Origin of the sequence: Massilia forsythiae (genome assembly GCF_012849555.1) — a bacterium.
GTDB classification, from domain to species: domain Bacteria; phylum Pseudomonadota; class Gammaproteobacteria; order Burkholderiales; family Burkholderiaceae_D; genus Telluria; species Telluria forsythiae.
This window is the reverse complement of record NZ_CP051685.1, coordinates 1,466,919-1,484,487: the sequence shown is the minus strand read 5'-3', so window position 1 is coordinate 1,484,487 and position 17,569 is coordinate 1,466,919. Positions and strand designations below refer to the sequence as shown.

At 63.7% G+C, this 17,569-nt stretch carries 18 protein-coding genes and 1 tRNA gene; 16 read left to right on the top strand and 3 right to left on the bottom strand.

The genetic code is table 11. The features are described from left to right. Nucleotides 1-74 precede the first annotated feature (74 nt). Complete coding sequence (locus tag HH212_RS06425; protein WP_169434660.1) at nucleotides 75-1,865, bottom strand: YbhB/YbcL family Raf kinase inhibitor-like protein; 1,791 nt, start codon at nucleotides 1,863-1,865, stop codon at nucleotides 75-77. Nucleotides 1,866-2,029: 164 nt separating this feature from the next. Next, nucleotides 2,030-3,904 (bottom strand): phosphoethanolamine transferase, encoded by a 1,875-nt coding sequence (locus HH212_RS06420; protein WP_169434659.1) that lies wholly within the window; start codon nucleotides 3,902-3,904, stop codon nucleotides 2,030-2,032. A 379-nt stretch (nucleotides 3,905-4,283) separates the two neighbouring features. Between HH212_RS06420 and rpsL the strand changes: the two genes are divergently transcribed. From rpsL to HH212_RS06385, 7 genes are all read left to right on the top strand, one after another. Next, the gene (rpsL, locus tag HH212_RS06415; protein ID WP_036240557.1) at nucleotides 4,284-4,667 is read left to right on the top strand and encodes a 30S ribosomal protein S12; all 384 of its coding nucleotides are present in this window, start codon (nucleotides 4,284-4,286) and stop codon (nucleotides 4,665-4,667) included. Nucleotides 4,668-4,787: 120 nt separating this feature from the next. Next, nucleotides 4,788-5,258 (top strand): 30S ribosomal protein S7, encoded by a 471-nt coding sequence (gene rpsG, locus HH212_RS06410; protein ID WP_169434658.1) that lies wholly within the window; start codon nucleotides 4,788-4,790, stop codon nucleotides 5,256-5,258. A 138-nt stretch (nucleotides 5,259-5,396) separates the two neighbouring features. Further along, nucleotides 5,397-7,502 carry an elongation factor G gene (fusA, locus tag HH212_RS06405; RefSeq protein WP_169434657.1) on the top strand — a complete coding sequence of 702 codons (2,106 nt, stop codon included), beginning with the start codon at nucleotides 5,397-5,399 and terminating at the stop codon, nucleotides 7,500-7,502. Between the two features lie 89 nt (nucleotides 7,503-7,591). Further along, nucleotides 7,592-8,782, top strand: a complete 1,191-nt coding sequence (tuf, locus tag HH212_RS06400) for an elongation factor Tu (protein WP_169434656.1) — start codon at nucleotides 7,592-7,594, stop codon at nucleotides 8,780-8,782. A 234-nt stretch (nucleotides 8,783-9,016) separates the two neighbouring features. Next, entirely contained in the window at nucleotides 9,017-9,334 is a 318-nt protein-coding gene (gene rpsJ / locus HH212_RS06395; protein WP_005663509.1) for a 30S ribosomal protein S10, read from the top strand. 230 nt (nucleotides 9,335-9,564) lie between these two features. Next, the gene (locus HH212_RS06390) at nucleotides 9,565-10,503 is read left to right on the top strand and encodes a hypothetical protein (protein WP_169434655.1); all 939 of its coding nucleotides are present in this window, start codon (nucleotides 9,565-9,567) and stop codon (nucleotides 10,501-10,503) included. Nucleotides 10,504-10,524: 21 nt separating this feature from the next. After that, entirely contained in the window at nucleotides 10,525-11,526 is a 1,002-nt protein-coding gene (locus tag HH212_RS06385; RefSeq protein WP_229217599.1) for a LacI family DNA-binding transcriptional regulator, read from the top strand. A gap of 1 nt (nucleotide 11,527) precedes the next feature. Here HH212_RS06385 and HH212_RS06380 read toward each other — a convergent pair whose 3' ends face one another. After that, nucleotides 11,528-12,673, bottom strand: coding sequence for a mechanosensitive ion channel family protein (locus HH212_RS06380; RefSeq protein WP_169434654.1), 1,146 nt, complete (start codon nucleotides 12,671-12,673; stop codon nucleotides 11,528-11,530). A gap of 279 nt (nucleotides 12,674-12,952) precedes the next feature. On the opposite strand from HH212_RS06380, the gene HH212_RS06375 reads away from it, so the two are divergent. The 9 genes from HH212_RS06375 to rplP all read left to right on the top strand — a co-directional run bounded on the left by HH212_RS06375 (nucleotide 12,953) and on the right by rplP (nucleotide 17,565). Then, nucleotides 12,953-13,029, top strand: a tRNA-Val gene (locus HH212_RS06375). Between the two features lie 267 nt (nucleotides 13,030-13,296). After that, nucleotides 13,297-13,950, top strand: a complete 654-nt coding sequence (gene rplC / locus HH212_RS06370; RefSeq protein ID WP_169434653.1) for a 50S ribosomal protein L3 — start codon at nucleotides 13,297-13,299, stop codon at nucleotides 13,948-13,950. 3 nt (nucleotides 13,951-13,953) lie between these two features. Then, nucleotides 13,954-14,574, top strand: a complete 621-nt coding sequence (gene rplD / locus HH212_RS06365; protein ID WP_169434652.1) for a 50S ribosomal protein L4 — start codon at nucleotides 13,954-13,956, stop codon at nucleotides 14,572-14,574. Continuing rightward, a complete protein-coding gene (rplW, locus tag HH212_RS06360; protein ID WP_036240333.1) occupies nucleotides 14,571-14,888 on the top strand; it encodes a 50S ribosomal protein L23 in 318 nt (105 codons plus the stop codon). Before rplD ends, rplW begins: the two co-directional genes overlap by 4 nt. Next, a complete protein-coding gene (rplB, locus tag HH212_RS06355; RefSeq protein ID WP_169434651.1) occupies nucleotides 14,888-15,715 on the top strand; it encodes a 50S ribosomal protein L2 in 828 nt (275 codons plus the stop codon). The genes rplW and rplB overlap by 1 nt, the downstream gene beginning before the upstream one ends. Before the next feature lie 11 nt (nucleotides 15,716-15,726). Beyond that, nucleotides 15,727-16,002 carry a 30S ribosomal protein S19 gene (rpsS, locus tag HH212_RS06350; protein WP_169434650.1) on the top strand — a complete coding sequence of 92 codons (276 nt, stop codon included), beginning with the start codon at nucleotides 15,727-15,729 and terminating at the stop codon, nucleotides 16,000-16,002. Beyond that, nucleotides 15,999-16,331, top strand: coding sequence for a 50S ribosomal protein L22 (gene rplV / locus HH212_RS06345; RefSeq protein ID WP_171085678.1), 333 nt, complete (start codon nucleotides 15,999-16,001; stop codon nucleotides 16,329-16,331). The genes rpsS and rplV overlap by 4 nt, the downstream gene beginning before the upstream one ends. A gap of 11 nt (nucleotides 16,332-16,342) precedes the next feature. Next, the gene (gene rpsC / locus HH212_RS06340; RefSeq protein ID WP_169434649.1) at nucleotides 16,343-17,143 is read left to right on the top strand and encodes a 30S ribosomal protein S3; all 801 of its coding nucleotides are present in this window, start codon (nucleotides 16,343-16,345) and stop codon (nucleotides 17,141-17,143) included. 2 nt (nucleotides 17,144-17,145) lie between these two features. Continuing rightward, entirely contained in the window at nucleotides 17,146-17,565 is a 420-nt protein-coding gene (gene rplP, locus HH212_RS06335) for a 50S ribosomal protein L16 (protein ID WP_169434648.1), read from the top strand. Nucleotides 17,566-17,569: the final 4 nt, after the last annotated feature.

The following is a 17,569-nucleotide window of genomic DNA, read 5'->3' as shown; positions in this document are numbered from 1 at the left end:
TGCGCGGGGACGACGGTTTTTAGGCCAGTAATATTATCTTGGACAGTAGTGTGCCTGCTCGGGGACGACGATTGTCACTTCTGCGGCTTCTGCTTTTGCGCATACGTCCCGACCAATTCCCCCTTGGCCAGCACGTGCCCCTGCATCGCTTCCAGCAGCTGGTCGCGGTCCGCGCCCCAGGGCACGTCCAGCATCCTGTCGAGCGCATACACCTGGAAGTGATAGTGGTGCGGCGCATCGCCCACCGGCGGCTGCGGGCCGCTCCAGCCGGTCGAGCCGTGCGTGTTACGGCCCTGCAGCACGCCGTCCGGCTCGGTCAGGCGCGGCTGCTCCTGCAGGCCCTCGGGCAGGCTGGTGACGGCGGCCGGGACGTTCCAGGCCAGCCAGTGCACCACCGGCGTGATCGGCTTGGCGTCCGGGTCTTCCATGATCACGGCGTAGGACTTGGCGTTCGCCACCGCCGTCCAGGACAGCGGCGGCGCGATGCCGTCGGCATATTCGCTGTACTTGGCCGGCATCGCGCCGTTCTGGCGGAAGCCGGCCGAGCTGACGGTCAGCTTGCCCGGCGACTGCGTCTGCGGGCGGGTGAACGCGACCGGCACGCCGCTGCCCTTGTTGGCCTGCTGCTGCATCGGGCCGGCCGGCGCCTTCAGTTCGCTGGCGGCGCGGCGCGCGTTGCCCGTATAGGCAATGCGGTAGATCACGCCGTTGGCGTCGTCCGCCATCAGCAGCGCGCCATCCTTCGCCGTCGCCAGGCCGACCGGGCGCGCGATGTGGGTCTGGCCGCCTTCGGTGAGGAAACCGGTGACGAAGGGTTCGATCGACTTCGCCTGCCCGCCCTGGAACCGCACGCGCACGATCTCGTAGCCGGACGCCTTCTTGCGGTTCCACGAGCCGCGCATGGTGACGAAGGCGTCGCCCTGGTAGTCGGCCGGGAAGGCGCCGGCCGTGCCGCCGCTGCGGTAGAACACGAACTGCATCGGCGCCGCGTGCGCGGTGTAGCCCAGCACCATCGGCGTGCTGTGCGCCTTCCAATCCTCTTTCTTGATCTCGCCGACCGGGGTGCTCTGCGGGTAGATCTTGCCGTCGGCATACACGTGCGGCCAGCCGTACTGCTTGCCGGTCTCGATCTTGTTGAGCTCTTCCGGCTGGTCGTCGTCGCCGAGGAAGTCGATGCCGTGGTCGAAGCCCCACAATTCCCCGGTCTGCGGCTGCCAGTCGAAGCCGATGGTGTTGCGCAGGCCGGTGGCGACGATGCTGCGGCTGCTGCCGTCCGGTTTTATGCGCAGGATGGTGGCGTTTTCCTGGTTGGTCTCGTTGCAGGTATTGCAGGTGCTGCCGACGCTCATGTACAGCATGCCGTCCGGACCGAAGGCGATGGTGCGGTTGGCGTGCTGGCCGGCGTCGGGCAGGTCGCCGGCCAGCAGCTTCAGCTCGCCCAGGCGGCCGTCGGCCTGGATGTCGGCCACGAACAGTTCGCGCACCGTCGCCAGGTACAGCTTGTTGTCCCTGATCGCCAGGCCGTGCGCGCCGGGGCGGGTGGCGACGATTTCCGGCGCGCCGTCGGCGCGGCCGTCGCCATTGGCGTCGCGCAGCAGCAGCACGTCGCCCTGGTCGCGCCGGCTGACGTAGACGTTGCCATTGGGCGCGACCGCGATGATGCGGGCATTTTTGAGGCCGGTGGCGAACGGCGTCACCGTGAAGCCGGCCGGCGCCTTGATGCCGGCCATGCGCTCGGGGGTCGGCTCGACCTTGTTCGGCTTGAAGATGTTGGCCTGGATGCTGGCCTGGCTGCCGTCGCCTTGCTGGGCCCAGGCGCAACCGACGGCCAGGCACAGCAGGGTCATGCTGATGGGGCGCTTCATCGCGTGCTCGCTTTCGGTAAAGGGAATCGGTGGAGGGGTGACCGGTCCAGCTTCCCAGAAGCGTGCAGTAATGTCTGTTGAATAACACACCAACTTGGGCCGAGGCCACATGCCCGCAAGCTTTTTCCAAAAATCGGGCTCTGACCCCGGTTTGATGGGGATCGTCAGCGGCGCGGGAGGGGTTTGCCTTTGGCGATGATTTCGTGGCAGTCGCCCTTGACGACGGCGTTGTCGTAGTCGGTCCAGCCGTAGCTGTCGACGTAGCGTTTATGGGGCTTGAAGGCGGGGTTGGCGAAGCTCCAGGACGGGCGCTCGTCGGGGAGGCGGATGGCGGCCAGGTCGAGCAGGGTGTGGAACATGTTTTCGGTGGAGAGCCGGGCGCGGCGGTGGCGGCGCAGCTGCTCGACCTTGTCCGGATGCTGTGCGGCGTACGCGTCCGAATACCAGGCGAAGGCGGGCACGTGGAATTCGTACTGGGTGTTGTGGCCGTGGAAGGCCAGCTTGCAACTGCCGTCGTACAGGGTCTGGCCGTGGTCGGCCACGTACAGCATCGCCGCCGGCTCGGACGTGGCCTTCAGCGTTTCCACCACATGGTCGAGGAACCAGTCGGTGTACAGGATCGCGCTGTCGTAGCTGTTGTTCATCGGCACCTTGATGCGCAGGTCGGTCTGGTCCGGCTTGTCGACACCGTACAGCGACGGCAGCCAGGTATCGAACTGCTTCGGGTAGCGGTGGCTGTAGTTCCAGTGGCTGCCCAGCGTGTGCAGCACGATCAGTTTCTTGCGCGCCGGGTCGGCCAGCGCGTGCCCGAGCGGCTGGAACAGCACGTCGTCGTAGGTCGAGCCGCCGGCGAAGCCGCCCAGGTTGAGGAAGTCGACCACGTCGGCTTCCTTGGCGAACACGGAGACCGGCGTATCGAACTTGCCGAACGAAATCTGGTTCGACAGCCAGAAGGTTTTGTAGCCGGCCTCCTTGAAGGCGGTGATGAAGGATTTTTCGGAAAAGCCATCCTTCAGGCTTTGCGTGGCCGGCTTGCGCGAGATGATCACCGGCACCGACAGGCGCGTGGCCGAGACCGAGGTGATCACGTCGGACAAGGGCACCAGGTTGGCCTGGCGCGACAGCAGCGGGTTGGTGTCGCGTGCGTAGCCGTTCAGGCGCCAGCGGTCGTAGCGCGAGGATTCGCCGATGACCATCACCACGACCTGCGGCGCGCCGGCGGGCAGGGCGGAGGTGGCGTGGAAGCGGAAATCGGCGCTGCGCCGGTTCAGGTCGGCCAGATAAGCGCGCTCCTTGTAGAAGTCGACGCCGCGCGCCATCAGGCCGAACGGCCAGGAGTGGGCGAACGCATCCAGGTCGAACGGCAACTGCGCCCAGTGCGGCAGTGGCGGCAGGGCCGGGCGCGGCGGCGCCGGAACCGGGGCGCTCGCCGCCAGCCTTGCCTGCGCCACGCCGGCGGCCGGCGGTGCGACCGGGGCCTTGACCAGCAACGCACGCGCCGGCGCCCCCGTGCGCGCGGCCGGTGCGTCCAGGGAGGGCGGCGCGATGCCGAATGCCAGTCCATAGGCGAACACCGCCGCCGCCGCACCGAGCACACCCAGTACCACCGGACGCGACACGTCGCCCCAGTCCAGGTCGCGCGTTCGCCATGCCGCGGCCCAGGTGGCGGCAAACCAGCCGAGCACGCCGGCGGCCGCGGCCGCCATCAGCCATACCTTGCTGCCCAAAAATTCCAGCGCCTCGGCCGGGCTGGTCTCGGCGATGATGCCGAGGTGGTGGGTCGAGATGCCCTGGCCGTAGAAGGCGTATAGGTACAGCTCGACCGGCAGCGCCAGGAAGGCCGGCAGCAGCAGCACGTGGAAATACGCGGGCCGCTTGCACAACGCCCAGATGGCGGTCCATGCCAGCAGTTCGATGCCGGCGACCTGGCCCGGATGCGCCACCGCGATGCCGAACAGGCGGCCGGCGAAAGGCATGCACGAGAGCAGCACATAGCTCAGCAGCACGGTGACATTGCGTGGACGCAGCAGGAGGGACATCGGATCGGGCGGTGGAATGGCGCAGGCGGATGCAGGCCAGCTATTATCCAGGGTTTGCTAGGTCGAGCGCTATTGCCTATGCACAACGGGAACGATAGGGCGACGGCGGTTTGTGTCGCCACTGCCACAATCCATGGCGGTTTACCATGATTTCGCTGCTGGCGGGCGCCACGATTGGCATGGCGGTTGACCGAGTTGCGCTTCAGGTCTATACTTTCGAGTTCTCGATTTATTCTGCACATCGTATACGTCAAATCGGCCGCTCCAATCGGTGAGCGGCTTTTGGCGCCTGTCATGTGACTGACGCGAGTCCCAGTTTCAGTCCCCGGAAGGTAGAAAGCCGGGTCATCAACGTAGTAACTTTGTTGGATTAAGAACGATGCCAACCATCAATCAACTGATTCGCAAGCCGCGTGAAGCCGCGGTTGTGAAGAGCAAGTCGCCGGCACTGGAAAACTGCCCGCAAAAGCGCGGTGTTTGCACCCGTGTCTACACGACGACCCCGAAGAAGCCGAACTCGGCGCTGCGTAAGGTCGCCAAGGTTCGCCTGACCAACGGTTTCGAAGTCATTTCGTACATCGGCGGCGAAGGCCACAACCTGCAGGAACACTCGGTCGTGCTGATCCGCGGCGGCCGTGTGAAGGACTTGCCGGGTGTGCGTTACCACATGGTCCGCGGTGCACTGGATACCCAGGGCGTCAAGGATCGTAAGCAGGCGCGTTCGAAGTACGGTGCCAAGCGCGCCAAGGCCGCCAAGAAGTAATTTGCCATTGTTGGCTTGATAAACGAGTTGAGCCGGCCGCAAGGCCGAGTAAGTGAAGGGCCATGAGGGCCTTTCGCGAGTGCGGAAAGCGCACTCAACTGAAGACAGGAAGGAATTGAAATGCCACGTCGTCGTGAAGTACCCAAGCGCGAGATTCTGCCGGATCCGAAATTCGGCAACACCGATGTCGCCAAGTTCGTCAACGTTCTGATGCTGTCCGGCAAGAAGTCGGTCGCAGAGAACATCATCTACGGTGCGTTCGAACACATCCAATCGAAGTCGGGCAAGGACCCGCTGGAAGTGTTCACGACCGCGATCAACAACTGCAAGCCGATGGTCGAGGTGAAGTCCCGCCGCGTCGGTGGCGCCAACTACCAGGTGCCAGTGGAAGTGCGTCCGGTCCGTCGTATGGCCCTGTCTATGCGTTGGTTGCGCGAAGCCGCAAACAAGCGTAGCGAAAAGTCCATGCCGCAACGTCTGGGTGGCGAGCTGCTGGAAGCGGCGGAAGGCCGCGGCGGCGCGATGAAGCGTCGTGACGAGGTGCACCGTATGGCTGAAGCGAACAAGGCGTTCTCGCACTTCCGCTTCTAATAAGTGGACAGACCCCAGGGGGAGCGTTCCCCCTGCGTGGGCATGTCCCAGCAGTATCCGTTGTTCAGGCCGGGCTCATTTTGATTTTCATATCCAAAATGCTGCTCGGTTTTGTCCATTCAAAGTTTAGGAAAAATTATGGCACGCAAGACCCCCATTGAGCGCTACCGCAACATCGGTATCTCCGCTCACATCGACGCCGGTAAGACCACCACCACCGAACGCGTCCTGTTCTACACCGGTGTGAACCACAAGATCGGCGAAGTGCACGATGGCGCCGCGACGATGGACTGGATGGAGCAGGAGCAGGAACGCGGCATTACCATTACCTCGGCAGCGACGACCTGCTTCTGGAAGGGTATGGCCAACAACTTCGAGCCGCACCACATCAACATCATCGACACCCCGGGCCACGTCGACTTCACCATCGAGGTGGAGCGTTCGATGCGCGTGCTGGACGGCGCTTGCATGGTCTACTGCGCCGTGGGCGGCGTGCAGCCGCAGTCGGAAACCGTGTGGCGCCAGGCCAACAAGTACAAGGTGCCGCGTCTGGCCTTCGTGAACAAGATGGACCGTACCGGTGCCAACTTCTTCAAGGTCTACGAGCAGATGCGCGCGCGCCTGAAGGCCAACCCGATCCCGCTGCAGATCCCGATCGGCGCCGAAGAGAACTTCCTGGGCGTGGTCGACCTGGTCAAGATGAAGGCGATCATCTGGGACGACGCGTCGCAGGGCATGAAGTTCGACTACCGCGACATCCCGGCCGAGCTGGTGGACACCGCCAACGAGTGGCGCGAGAAGCTGGTCGAGACCGCTGCCGAAGCGAACGAAGACCTGATGAACAAGTACCTGGAAGAAGGCGACCTCTCGGAAGAAGAGATCAAGTCGGCCCTGCGCCAGCGTACCATCGCGTCGGAAATCGTCCCGATGATGTGCGGCACCGCCTTCAAGAACAAGGGCGTGCAGGCCATGCTGGACGCGGTCATCGAGTACCTGCCGTCGCCGGTCGACATTCCGCCGGTCAGCGGTACCGACGAGGACGACCAGCCGGTCACCCGCCAGGCTTCGGACGACGAGAAATTCTCGGCGCTGGCATTCAAGATCATGACCGACCCGTTCGTCGGCCAGCTGATCTTCTTCCGTGTGTACTCGGGCATGATCAAGTCGGGCGATACCGTCTACAACCCGGTCAAGAACAAGAAGGAACGTCTCGGCCGTATCCTGCAGATGCACGCCAACCAGCGTGAAGAGATCAAGGAAGTGCGCGCCGGCGACATCGCCGCCGCCGTCGGCCTGAAGGACGCGACCACCGGCGAAACCCTGTGCGATCCGGCCTCGATCATCACCCTGGAAAAGATGGTGTTCCCGGAGCCGGTGATCCAGCAGGCAGTCGAGCCGAAGACCAAGGCCGACCAGGAAAAGATGGGCCTGGCGCTGAACCGCCTGGCGCAGGAAGATCCGTCGTTCCGCGTGCGTACCGACGAAGAATCGGGCCAGACCATCATCGGTGGTATGGGCGAGCTGCACCTGGAGATCATCGTCGACCGCATGAAGCGTGAATTCGGCGTGGAAGCGACCGTCGGCAAGCCGCAGGTGGCCTACCGCGAGACCATCCGCAAGTCGGTGTCGGACGTCGAAGGCAAGTTCGTCAAGCAGTCGGGCGGCCGCGGCCAGTACGGCCACGCCGTGCTGTCGATCGAACCGCAGGAACCGGGCAAGGGCTTCGAGTTCATCGACGCCATCAAGGGCGGCGTGATCCCGCGCGAATTCATCCCGGCGGTCGAGAAGGGTGTGCGCGAGACCCTGTCGAGCGGCGTGATGGCCGGCTACCCGGTGGTCGACGTCAAGGTGACGCTGACCTTCGGTTCGTACCACGACGTGGACTCGAACGAGAACGCGTTCCGCATGGCCGGTTCGATGGCATTCAAGGACGGCTGCCGCAAGGCCAACCCGGTCATCCTGGAGCCGATGATGGCCGTGGAAGTGGAAACGCCGGAAGACTACGCCGGTACCGTGATGGGCGACCTGTCGTCCCGCCGCGGCATGGTGCAGGGCATGGACGAAATCCCGGGCGGCGGCGGCAAGATCATCAAGGCCGAAGTCCCGCTGTCGGAAATGTTCGGTTACTCGACCGTGCTGCGTTCGGCAACCCAGGGCCGCGCGACCTACACGATGGAATTCAAGCACTATGCTGAAGCGCCGAAGCACGTGATGGACGCGATCGTCACTGCGAAAGCCAAGTAATACTTAGTCAGTTGAGGACAGAGCAAAGGCGATGACTTCTGCTCTGTCCCGCAAATATTGAAACTGCTGTCTCTTAAAGGAAGAATGAAATGGCAAAGGAAAAATTCGAACGGACCAAGCCGCACGTGAACGTCGGCACCATCGGTCACGTTGACCACGGCAAAACCACCCTGACGGCGGCAATCGCGACCGTCCTGGCGAAGAAATTCGGCGGCGAAGCCAAGGCCTACGACCAGATCGACGCGGCTCCGGAAGAAAAAGCACGCGGCATCACCATCAACACCGCGCACGTCGAGTACGAAACCGCGAACCGCCACTACGCGCACGTCGATTGCCCGGGCCACGCCGACTACATCAAGAACATGATCACCGGTGCCGCCCAGATGGACGGCGCGATCCTGGTGTGCTCGGCCGCCGACGGCCCGATGCCGCAGACCCGCGAGCACATCCTGCTGGCGCGTCAGGTTGGCGTTCCGTACATCATCGTGTTCCTGAACAAGTGCGACCTGGTCGACGACGCAGAACTGCTGGAACTGGTCGAAATGGAAGTGCGCGAGCTGCTCTCGAAGTACGAGTTCCCGGGCGACGACCTGCCGATCATCAAGGGTTCGGCACGTATGGCGCTGGAAGGCGCAGCCGGCGAAATGGGCGAAGAGTGCATCATCCGCCTGGCCGAAGCACTGGACACCTACATCCCGACCCCGGAACGTGCCGTCGACGGTACCTTCCTGATGCCGGTGGAAGACGTGTTCTCGATCTCGGGCCGCGGTACCGTGGTGACCGGCCGTGTCGAGCGTGGCGTGATCAAGGTCGGTGAAGAGATCGAGATCGTCGGTATCGTCGACACCGTCAAGACCACCTGCACCGGCGTGGAAATGTTCCGCAAGCTGCTGGACCAGGGCCAAGCCGGCGACAACGTCGGTCTGCTGCTGCGCGGCACCAAGCGTGAAGACGTCCAGCGCGGCCAGGTCCTGGCCAAGCCGGGCTCGATCAAGCCGCACAACCACTTCACCGGCGAGATCTACGTTCTGTCGAAAGACGAAGGCGGCCGTCACACCCCGTTCTTCAACAACTACCGTCCGCAGTTCTACTTCCGTACGACTGACGTGACCGGTTCGATCGAACTGCCGGCCGACAAGGAAATGGTCATGCCGGGCGACAACGTGTCGATCACCGTCAAGCTGATCAGCCCGATCGCGATGGAAGAAGGCCTGCGTTTCGCGATCCGTGAAGGCGGCCGTACCGTCGGCGCCGGCGTGGTTGCCAAGATCATCGCCTGATAGCGATATCGGGAAGCCGGAGCGAGGCACTGCCTCGCTCCGGTGACCGCCTGGAAAGGGACAGAAGCGATTCTGTCCCTTTTTTATGACAGCAGCCGAAATACCGCAAGCATGGCGGTAACGGGCGCCGTTTCGATGTTATACTGCCGTCCCTTCCGCAGTACCGTAGCACCCGCAGTATCTTTACATGATTGCCGGCCCCGTTGCCGGTTCGTTCTTTTTTAAGGAATTAGCATGTCCGCTCCGAACCAGAAAATCCGTATCCGCCTGAAAGCGTTCGACTACAAACTGATCGACCAGTCCGCCCTGGAAATCGTCGACACCGCCAAGCGTACCGGTGCCGTCGTCAAGGGCCCGGTCCCGCTGCCGACCCGCATCCAGCGTTTCGACGTGCTGCGTTCCCCGCACGTCAACAAGACCTCGCGCGACCAGTTCGAAATCCGCACGCACCAGCGCCTGATGGATATCGTGGACCCGACCGACAAGACCGTCGACGCACTGATGAAGCTGGACCTGCCGGCTGGCGTCGACGTCGAAATCAAGCTGCAGTAATCCTGTCGCTGTCGCGGCGAACCCCGTTCGCCGGCGATGAAAAAGGGCCGGTACCGCCATGCGGACCGGCCCTTTGTCTTTTCCTTCTTCTTTTTCGACTCTTTCGATTTTCCTTGCAGGCGCAATGATTTAATGGACAGGCACTACCTGTCCGAAATGCATATATTGGCTTTGCGGCAATCGTTGGTATCATTTTTCGTGAATACCATCGACTGCCATGAAAGCCCAACGTGCCCACACTCCCGCTACCCGCTTACGCCGCGCAATTGCGTCGCCTGTCCTGGACCGACATCGCCAAATCTGCCTGGCTCATCTTCATTTGCGCCACGATCGTCGGCCTGATCCTGCGCCTGGCGCCGTCCGTGCGCGCTGGCCTGCGCCCGCTGATCTTGGCGGCGCCGCTGCTGCCCTTCCTCGCCAAGGACCTGGCGCACTGGCCGGATGCGCGGCGCCGGGTGCGCGCCGTGCTGGCGGCCGGCACGCGCGCCTGGTGGCGCCTGCCGCTGGCCTGCCTGCCGCCTGAACTGCTTGGCCTGTTTCGGCTGGACCGGGCGATGCGCCGGGGCTGCTGGAACTGGCTGCGCCGCCGCCCGCATGCGGCCTTGCCCGACGGCCAGGTATTGACTTATCTGGAGCGCGGTTCCTACCGCACCGCGTTCGCGCTCGTGCTGCTGGCCGTCCTGGTCGAATTCCCACTGGATGGCGTGCTGGTGCAACTGCTGGGCGCGCGCCTGGCGGCGGACCCGGCCAGGCTGCAGGCGCTCCACTGGCTGATGCTGGGAGGCGGCCTGTCGAGCCTGGTCTGGGTGCTGGGCGACCGCTGGCTGGTCGGGCGCGGCTGCCACGTGCTGACCGGCGACGCGCTGCTGCTGCGCGTGGGCGCACGCACGCACGGCAGCGTCCCGCTGGCGGCGATCGCCGCCTGCCGCCGCATCGACGAGACTGCGGCCGCCTGGCGCCGGCGCCACGGTATCGACCATCGGGCCAGCCTGCTGGCCTCGCCCTTCGACAAACCGAATGCCGTCCTGATCCTTCACAGTGAAAACACGGTACGCCTGCACCACATGGGCATCGAGCGCGGCGACCTGGCATGCGTGTTCCTGTACCTGGACCGGCCGGAAGCGCTGGCGCAAGCGCTTGTTGCAAAAATAGAAACCCAGCGCGCATAATCGCGCTGGAAGGAGATCGCGATGGCGACAATGAAGCAGGTAGCGCAGCGCGCCGGGGTGTCGATCTCGACGGTCTCGCATGTGATCAACAACACGCGCATCGTCAGCGCCGACGTGCGCGATCGCGTGCAGGGCGTCATCGACGAGATGCGCTACGTCCCGAGCGCGGTCGCGCGCAGTCTGAAGAACGACAAGACGAATACCATCGGCGTGCTGGTGCCGAACAGCTCGAACCCGTATTTCGCCGAACTGATCCGCTGGATCGAGGAAACCGCGTTCCAGCTCGGCTACCACATCATCCTGTGCAATGCCCATGGCGGCCCGCGCCGCCAGAGCGCCTACCTGCGCCTGCTGATGGAGAAGCGCATCGACGGCCTGCTGCTGGTGGCCAGCGGCGCCGACGACGACCACGGCCTGCTGCCGCACGATGAAGGGGTGCCGATCGTGCAACTGGAGCGCGCCTTGCCCGGCCTGGACGCCGACCTGATCCTGGGCGGCCAGGAAGAGGGCGGCTACCAGGCCACGCGCCACCTGATCGAGCTGGGCCACCGCGCCATTGCCTGCGTGTGCGGACCGGCCGACCTGCCGCGCACGCGCGAACGCGTCGGCGGTTTCCTGCGCGCGATGCGCGAGGCGGGGATTGCCGTGGCGCCGGAGAGCGTGGTGCACGCGGAATTCACCAGCGCCGGCGGCCATGCGGCCTTCAACATGCTGCTGGCCAGGAAACAGCCGCCCAGCGCCGTGTTCGTCGCCAGCGACTTGATGGCCCTCGGTTGCCTGTGCGCGGCCGGCGCCGCCGGGGTGCGCGTGCCCGGCCAGGTATCGGTGATCGGCTACGACGACATCGGCGGCGCCGGTTTTGCCAGCCCGCCGCTGACCACGATCGCGCCGCCCAAGCAGGACATGGCCAGGCTGGCGGTCGAGCAGCTGATCGAGCGCATCAAGGGGGCGCCGGCGCCGCTGCGCAGCACGGCGCTGGCCGGCACCCTGGTCGTGCGTGCCCCCACCGCGCCTTTTCACTGACTCACCGGCGCGGCGCCAGGCCCCGTTCGCCGCGTTCGCCCAGGCGCCGCTCGATCGCGGCGTGGTGCGCCTCGCCGTTGCCGGCGTGGTCGCCGGCGGCCGGCGCGCGGCGCGCATCGTGCAGGTGCAGGGTCTGCCCTGGCAGCGCGAACTCGATGCCTTGCTCGCCGAAGCGCTCCACGATCTCCAGCAGGATGTCCTGCTGGATGTCCATGAACTGGATGTAGTCCGGCGATTCGACGAAGTACACCACCTCGAAGTTCATGGTCGACGGACCGATGCCGCTGAAATGGGCGCGGTCGAAGGTCGCCAGCGGGCGCGCCTTGACGATCTCGGTGAGCATGACGGGAATGGCGCGCAGCGTCGCCGCCGGCGTGTCGTAGGGTACGCTCAGGTTGAACAGCGCGCGCCTTCTCTGCATGCGCGTCATGTTCTGCAGGCGGCTTTTCAGCAGGTCGGCGTTCGAGAACACCAGCTGTTCTCCGCTCAGGCTGCGGATGCGCGTGGTTTTCAGGCCCACGTATTCGATGGTGCCCAGGTACTTGTCGACGATCACGAAGTCGCCGATCACGAACGGCTTGTCGAGCACGATGGAGAGCGAGGCGAACAGGTCGCCCAGGATGTTCTGCACCGCCAGCGCCACCGCGATACCGCCGATGCCCAGGCTGGCCACCAGCGTGGTGATGTTGACGCCCAGGTTTTCCAGGATCATCAGGAACACCACGATCCACAGCACCATGCGCAGGATGAAGCCCACTGCCGCCGCCGAGGTGGCGCGGCCCGGCTCGGTGGCGCGGTTGGCGTAGTACTGCACCAGCCAGGCGCGCAGTGCGTGGTTGCCCCAGATGGCCGCCTGGAACAGGCAGGCGGTGATCACCGTGCGCGTCGCCAGCAGGGTGGCGTGCGGGGTCAAGGCCAGCACCGTGCTGCCCGCGTAAAGGCCGACGATCGCCATGCTCAGCAGCCTGGTCGAGGCCAGCGCGGACACGGCGACGTCGTCCAGCTTGGTCTCGGTACGGGCAGCGATCCGGCCTAGGTGGTGCACGGAGACGACCTTGACCAGGTACAGCGCCAGCGTCACGCCGAGCGCGACGCCGAGGGCGATCACCCAGGCCAGTACCGGGTTGTCGAGAATTACCAGATTCATGTGTCGTCCTTTCCAGGTGCGGATGCGCCCTGCTGCGGCGCACGCGCGCCCGGGCAGCGGGGCCGAGACCGGCGGGCGGGAAAGGCCGGCCGCCGGCGAGGGAAGGGGGCTGGCGGCGAGCGCCGGCGGCCCCGGTGGCGCGCAAAAGTCTAGCATTGCAAAAATGCATCGACAACCGCCGTCCCGATTGCCGGCGCCAGCCTCTGCAGCACGCGCCGGAAAGAATCTGCAATCGGGTCTTGCGCTTTGCTCAATCCGCCTCGTATAATGCGGCTCCTCGGGCGGTTAGTTCAGTTGGTTAGAATACTTGGTCGACATCCAAGGGGTCGCAGGTTCGAATCCTGCACCGCCCACCAACATTCCAGATCGCGGCGCCGCATGGCGCCGTAGAGAAAAGGCGCCGCAGTGTGCCTTTTCTGTGCTGACCAGCTTGGTCAGATTCCTTTCTTCTCCATGACTACTGCGTAAAACGCAACAGGATTCGTCAACGCGATATTCTCTTGTTGCGTCCATTCGTTGCGCGGGCTATACTAGCCGGCTTCGGTGTGGACCTGTCTTTTTTGGTCTGCACTTTTTGGTAGTTAAATTACCCCCGCCCAATCGCAGGTGGGAATGGAGAAAAAATGAGCCTGGGCCTCCTCGGTCGCAAGGTTGGCATGATGCGCATCTTCACGGACGACGGCGATTCGATTCCCGTCACCGTGCTGGACGTGTCGAACAACCGTGTTGCGCAAATCAAAACCCCTGAAACCGACGGTTACTCCGCTGTTCAGGTCGTATTCGGTCAACGTCGCGCCTCGCGCGTGAACAAGGCCGCTGCGGGCCACTACGCCAAAGCTGGCGTGGAAGCCGGTACGCAATTGAAGGAATTCCGCATCGACGCCGCACAAGCCGCTGAATTCAAGGCCGGCGACGCAGTCAATGTTTCCCTGTTCGAAGTCGGCCAGAAAATCGACGTGCAAGGCACCTCGATCGGTAAGGGCTACGCCGGTACCATCAAGCGTCACAACTTCGCCTCGGGTCGCCAGACCCACGGTAACTCGCGTTCGCACAACGTTCCGGGTTCGATCGGTATGGCGCAGGATCCGGGCCGCGTGTTCCCGGGCAAGCGGATGACCGGTCACCTGGGTGACGTCACTGTCACCACCCAGAACCTGGAAATCGCCCGTATCGACGCCGATCGTCAACTGCTGCTGGTCAAGGGTGCCGTTCCTGGCGCCAAGAACGGCCAAGTGGTTGTCAAGCCGGCCGTCAAGACCAAAGCCAAGGGAGCGTAAACGATGGAACTGAAGCTCCTGAATGAGCAAGGCCAAGCCGGCTCGAACGTCAACGCCAACGACGAAGTCTTCGGCCGCGACTACAACGAAGCACTGATCCACCAGGTCGTGGTCGCCTATGCCGCCAATGCGCGCAGCGGCAACCGCAAGCAGAAGGATCGTGAAGAAGTCAGCCACACGACCAAGAAGCCGTGGCGCCAGAAGGGCACCGGCCGCGCTCGTGCCGGTATGTCGTCGTCGCCGCTGTGGCGCGGCGGTGGCCGTATCTTCCCGAACACCCCGGACGAGAACTTCTCGCACAAGGTCAACAAGAAGATGTATCGCGCAGGTATCTGCTCGATCTTCTCGCAACTGGCCCGCGAAGACCGCCTGAGCGTCGTCGAGAACCTGTCGATCGAAGCCCCGAAGACCAAGCTGCTGTCGCAAAAGCTGCAGGGCATGGGCCTGGAATCGGTCCTGGTGATCACCGACACCATCGACGAGAACCTGCTGCTGGCCTCGCGCAACCTGCCGAACGTGCTGGTTGTCGAGCCGAAGCACGCTGACCCGATGTCGCTGGTGTTCTACAAGAAAGTCCTGGTCACCAAAGCTGCTCTGGCCAAGATCGAGGAGATGTACGCATGAGCGCCGCAATCAAATTCAGCGAAGAGCGCCTGATGAAGGTGCTGCTTGCTCCGGTCATTTCCGAAAAGGCGACCTTCGTCGCGGAAAAGAACGAACAGATCGTGTTCAAGGTCCTGCCGGACGCGACCAAGCCGGAAATCAAGGCTGCCGTCGAACTGCTGTTCAAGGTCGAAGTGGAGTCGGTGCAGACCGTCAACCGCGAAGGCAAGCAAAAGCGCTCGGGCCGTTTCACCGGCCGTCGCAACCACACCAAGCGTGCTTTCGTGGCCCTCAAGCCGGGCCAGGAAATCAATTTTGTCGAGGAGGCTAAATAATGGCACTCGTTAAGATGAAGCCAACCTCCCCAGGCCGCCGCGGCATGGTGAAGGTTGTGAACAGCGACCTGTACAAAGGTCGTCCGTTCGCAGCCCTGGTTGAGAAAAAATCGAAGACCGCCGGCCGTAACAACAACGGTCACATCACCACCCGCCACATCGGCGGTGGCCACAAGCAGCACTACCGCCTGGTTGACTTCAAGCGCAACAAGGACGGTATTCCGGCCAAGGTCGAGCGTATCGAATACGACCCGAACCGTACCGCGCACATCGCTCTGCTGTGCTACGCGGACGGCCATCGCGCGTACATCATCGCCACCAAGGGCATGGCTGTGGGCGACACCGTCATGAACGGTTCGGAAGCGTCGATCAAGTCGGGCAACTGCCTGCCGATCCGCAACATCCCGGTCGGTACCGTGATGCACTGCGTCGAAATGCTGCCGGGCAAAGGCGCCCAGATGGCCCGCACCGCCGGCGCCGCCGTCGTGCTGATGGCCCGCGAAGGCACCTACGCCCAGGTTCGCCTGCGTTCGGGTGAAGTGCGCCGCGTGCACATCGAGTGCCGCGCCACCGTCGGCGAAGTCGGCAATGCCGAACACAGCCTGCGCAAGATCGGTAAAGCCGGTGCCATGCGCTGGCGCGGTGTGCGTCCGACCGTCCGTGGTGTGGTCATGAACCCGGTCGACCACCCGCACGGTGGTGGTGAGGGCAAGACCGCAGCTGGTCGTCATCCAGTGTCGCCTTGGGGCCAGCAGACGAAGGGTAAGAAGACGCGTTCGAACAAGCGCACTTCTTCGATGATCGTCTCGCGCCGCGGCAAGAAATAAGGGGTAATTAAATGACTCGTTCATTGAAAAAAGGGCCGTTCATCGATGCCCACCTGGTGAAAAAAGTCGAGACCGCGCAAGCGACCAAAGACAAGAAGCCAGTCAAAACCTGGTCGCGCCGCTCGACGATCAGCCCGGACTTCATCGGCCTGACGATCGCCGTCCACAACGGCAAGGTGCACGTGCCGGTGTACGTCTCCGAGAACATGGTCGGTCACAAGCTGGGCGAATTCGCCCTGACCCGCACGTTCAAGGGCCACGCCGCTGACAAGAAGGCGAAGAAATAATGGAAACCAAAGCTATCCTCAAAGGCGTACGCCTGTCGGAACAAAAGGGTCGCCTGGTTGCTGACCTGATCCGCGGCAAGAAAGTCGATGCTGCGCTGAACATCCTGCAATTCAGCCCGAAGAAGGGCGCCACCATCATCAAGAAGGTGCTGGAGTCCGCGATCGCGAACGCCGAGCACAACGACGGTGCCGACATCGACGAGCTGAAGGTCGTCCAGATCTACGTCGAAAAGGGCCCGATCCTGAAGCGCTTTACGGCTCGCGCCAAAGGCCGCGGTGATCGCATTTCGAAACAATCCTGTCACATCTACGTGACTGTCGGTAACTAAGGAGTCACACGATGGGTCAGAAAATCCACCCAACCGGCTTCCGCCTGGCGGTCACCCGTAACTGGGCGTCGCGCTGGTACGCAGGCAACGGCAATTTCGCCGACATGCTCAAGGAAGACCTGGAAGCCCGCGCTTTCCTGAAGAAGAAGCTGAAGAACGCTTCGGTCGGCCGCATCGTCATCGAGCGTCCTGCCAAGAACGCGCGCTTCACGATCTACTCGTCGCGTCCGGGCGTGGTCATCGGCAAGAAAGGCGAGGACATCGAAGTCCTGAAGACCTCGCTGGCCAAGATCATGGGCGTGCCGGTGCACGTCAATATCGAAGAGATCCGCAAGCCGGAAATCGACTCGCAGCTGATCGCCGATTCGATCTCGCAGCAGCTGGAAAAGCGCATCATGTTCCGCCGCGCCATGAAGCGCGCGATGCAGAACGCCATGCGCCTGGGCGCCGTCGGCATCAAGATCATGTCGTCGGGCCGCCTGAACGGCATCGAGATCGCCCGTACCGAATGGTACCGCGAAGGCCGCGTGCCGCTGCACACCCTGCGCGCCGACATCGACTACGGCACCAGCGAAGCCTCGACCACCTACGGCATCATCGGTGTCAAGGTCTGGGTCTACAAGGGCGACCGTTCGCCGACCGGCGAAGCGCCGGTGATCGACGTCCCGCCGGACGACAAGAAGCCACGCGGCCCGCGTCGTGACGACGGCAAGCCGGGCGGCCGTCCGCGCCCAGGCGCGAAACCAGGTGCCGCTCCAGCCGGCCGCCGCGCTGCAGCCAAGCCGGCCGCAGCTGAGAAAGCAGGAGAATAAGCATGCTGCAGCCATCCCGCAGAAAGTATCGTAAAGAGCAGAAAGGCCGCAACACCGGCATTTCGCACACCCGCGGCACCGCGGTGTCGTTCGGCGAATTCGGCCTGAAGGCGGTTGCCCGCGGCCGTATCACCGCACGCCAGATCGAGGCGGCACGTCGCGCCATGACCCGTCACATCAAGCGTGGCGGCCGTATCTGGATCCGTATCTTCCCGGACAAGCCGATCTCGAACAAGCCGGCCGAAGTCCGTATGGGTAACGGCAAGGGTAATCCGGAGTACTACGTCGCTGAAATCCAGCCAGGCAAGGTCCTGTACGAGATGGACGGCGTCGACGAAGAACTGGCGCGCGAAGCATTCCGCCTGGCCGCTGCCAAACTGCCGCTGGCAACCACCTTCGTGGTGCGCCAAGTCGGCCAATAACAGG

Excerpts from the sequence above, each read along its gene's own strand:
- HH212_RS06425 (WP_169434660.1), bottom strand. The coding sequence starts at position 1,865 with ATGAAGCGCCCCATCAGCATGACCCTGCTGTGCCTGGCCGTCGGTTGC.
- HH212_RS06420 (WP_169434659.1), bottom strand. The coding sequence starts at position 3,904 with ATGTCCCTCCTGCTGCGTCCACGCAATGTCACCGTGCTGCTGAGCTAT.
- rpsL (WP_036240557.1), top strand. The coding sequence starts at position 4,284 with ATGCCAACCATCAATCAACTGATTCGCAAGCCGCGTGAAGCCGCGGTT.
- rpsG (WP_169434658.1), top strand. The coding sequence starts at position 4,788 with ATGCCACGTCGTCGTGAAGTACCCAAGCGCGAGATTCTGCCGGATCCG.
- fusA (WP_169434657.1), top strand. The coding sequence starts at position 5,397 with ATGGCACGCAAGACCCCCATTGAGCGCTACCGCAACATCGGTATCTCC.
- tuf (WP_169434656.1), top strand. The coding sequence starts at position 7,592 with ATGGCAAAGGAAAAATTCGAACGGACCAAGCCGCACGTGAACGTCGGC.
- rpsJ (WP_005663509.1), top strand. The coding sequence starts at position 9,017 with ATGTCCGCTCCGAACCAGAAAATCCGTATCCGCCTGAAAGCGTTCGAC.
- HH212_RS06385 (WP_229217599.1), top strand. The coding sequence starts at position 10,525 with ATGGCGACAATGAAGCAGGTAGCGCAGCGCGCCGGGGTGTCGATCTCG.
- HH212_RS06380 (WP_169434654.1), bottom strand. The coding sequence starts at position 12,673 with ATGAATCTGGTAATTCTCGACAACCCGGTACTGGCCTGGGTGATCGCC.
- rplC (WP_169434653.1), top strand. The coding sequence starts at position 13,297 with ATGAGCCTGGGCCTCCTCGGTCGCAAGGTTGGCATGATGCGCATCTTC.
- rplD (WP_169434652.1), top strand. The coding sequence starts at position 13,954 with ATGGAACTGAAGCTCCTGAATGAGCAAGGCCAAGCCGGCTCGAACGTC.
- rplW (WP_036240333.1), top strand. The coding sequence starts at position 14,571 with ATGAGCGCCGCAATCAAATTCAGCGAAGAGCGCCTGATGAAGGTGCTG.
- rplB (WP_169434651.1), top strand. The coding sequence starts at position 14,888 with ATGGCACTCGTTAAGATGAAGCCAACCTCCCCAGGCCGCCGCGGCATG.
- rpsS (WP_169434650.1), top strand. The coding sequence starts at position 15,727 with ATGACTCGTTCATTGAAAAAAGGGCCGTTCATCGATGCCCACCTGGTG.
- rpsC (WP_169434649.1), top strand. The coding sequence starts at position 16,343 with ATGGGTCAGAAAATCCACCCAACCGGCTTCCGCCTGGCGGTCACCCGT.
- rplP (WP_169434648.1), top strand. The coding sequence starts at position 17,146 with ATGCTGCAGCCATCCCGCAGAAAGTATCGTAAAGAGCAGAAAGGCCGC.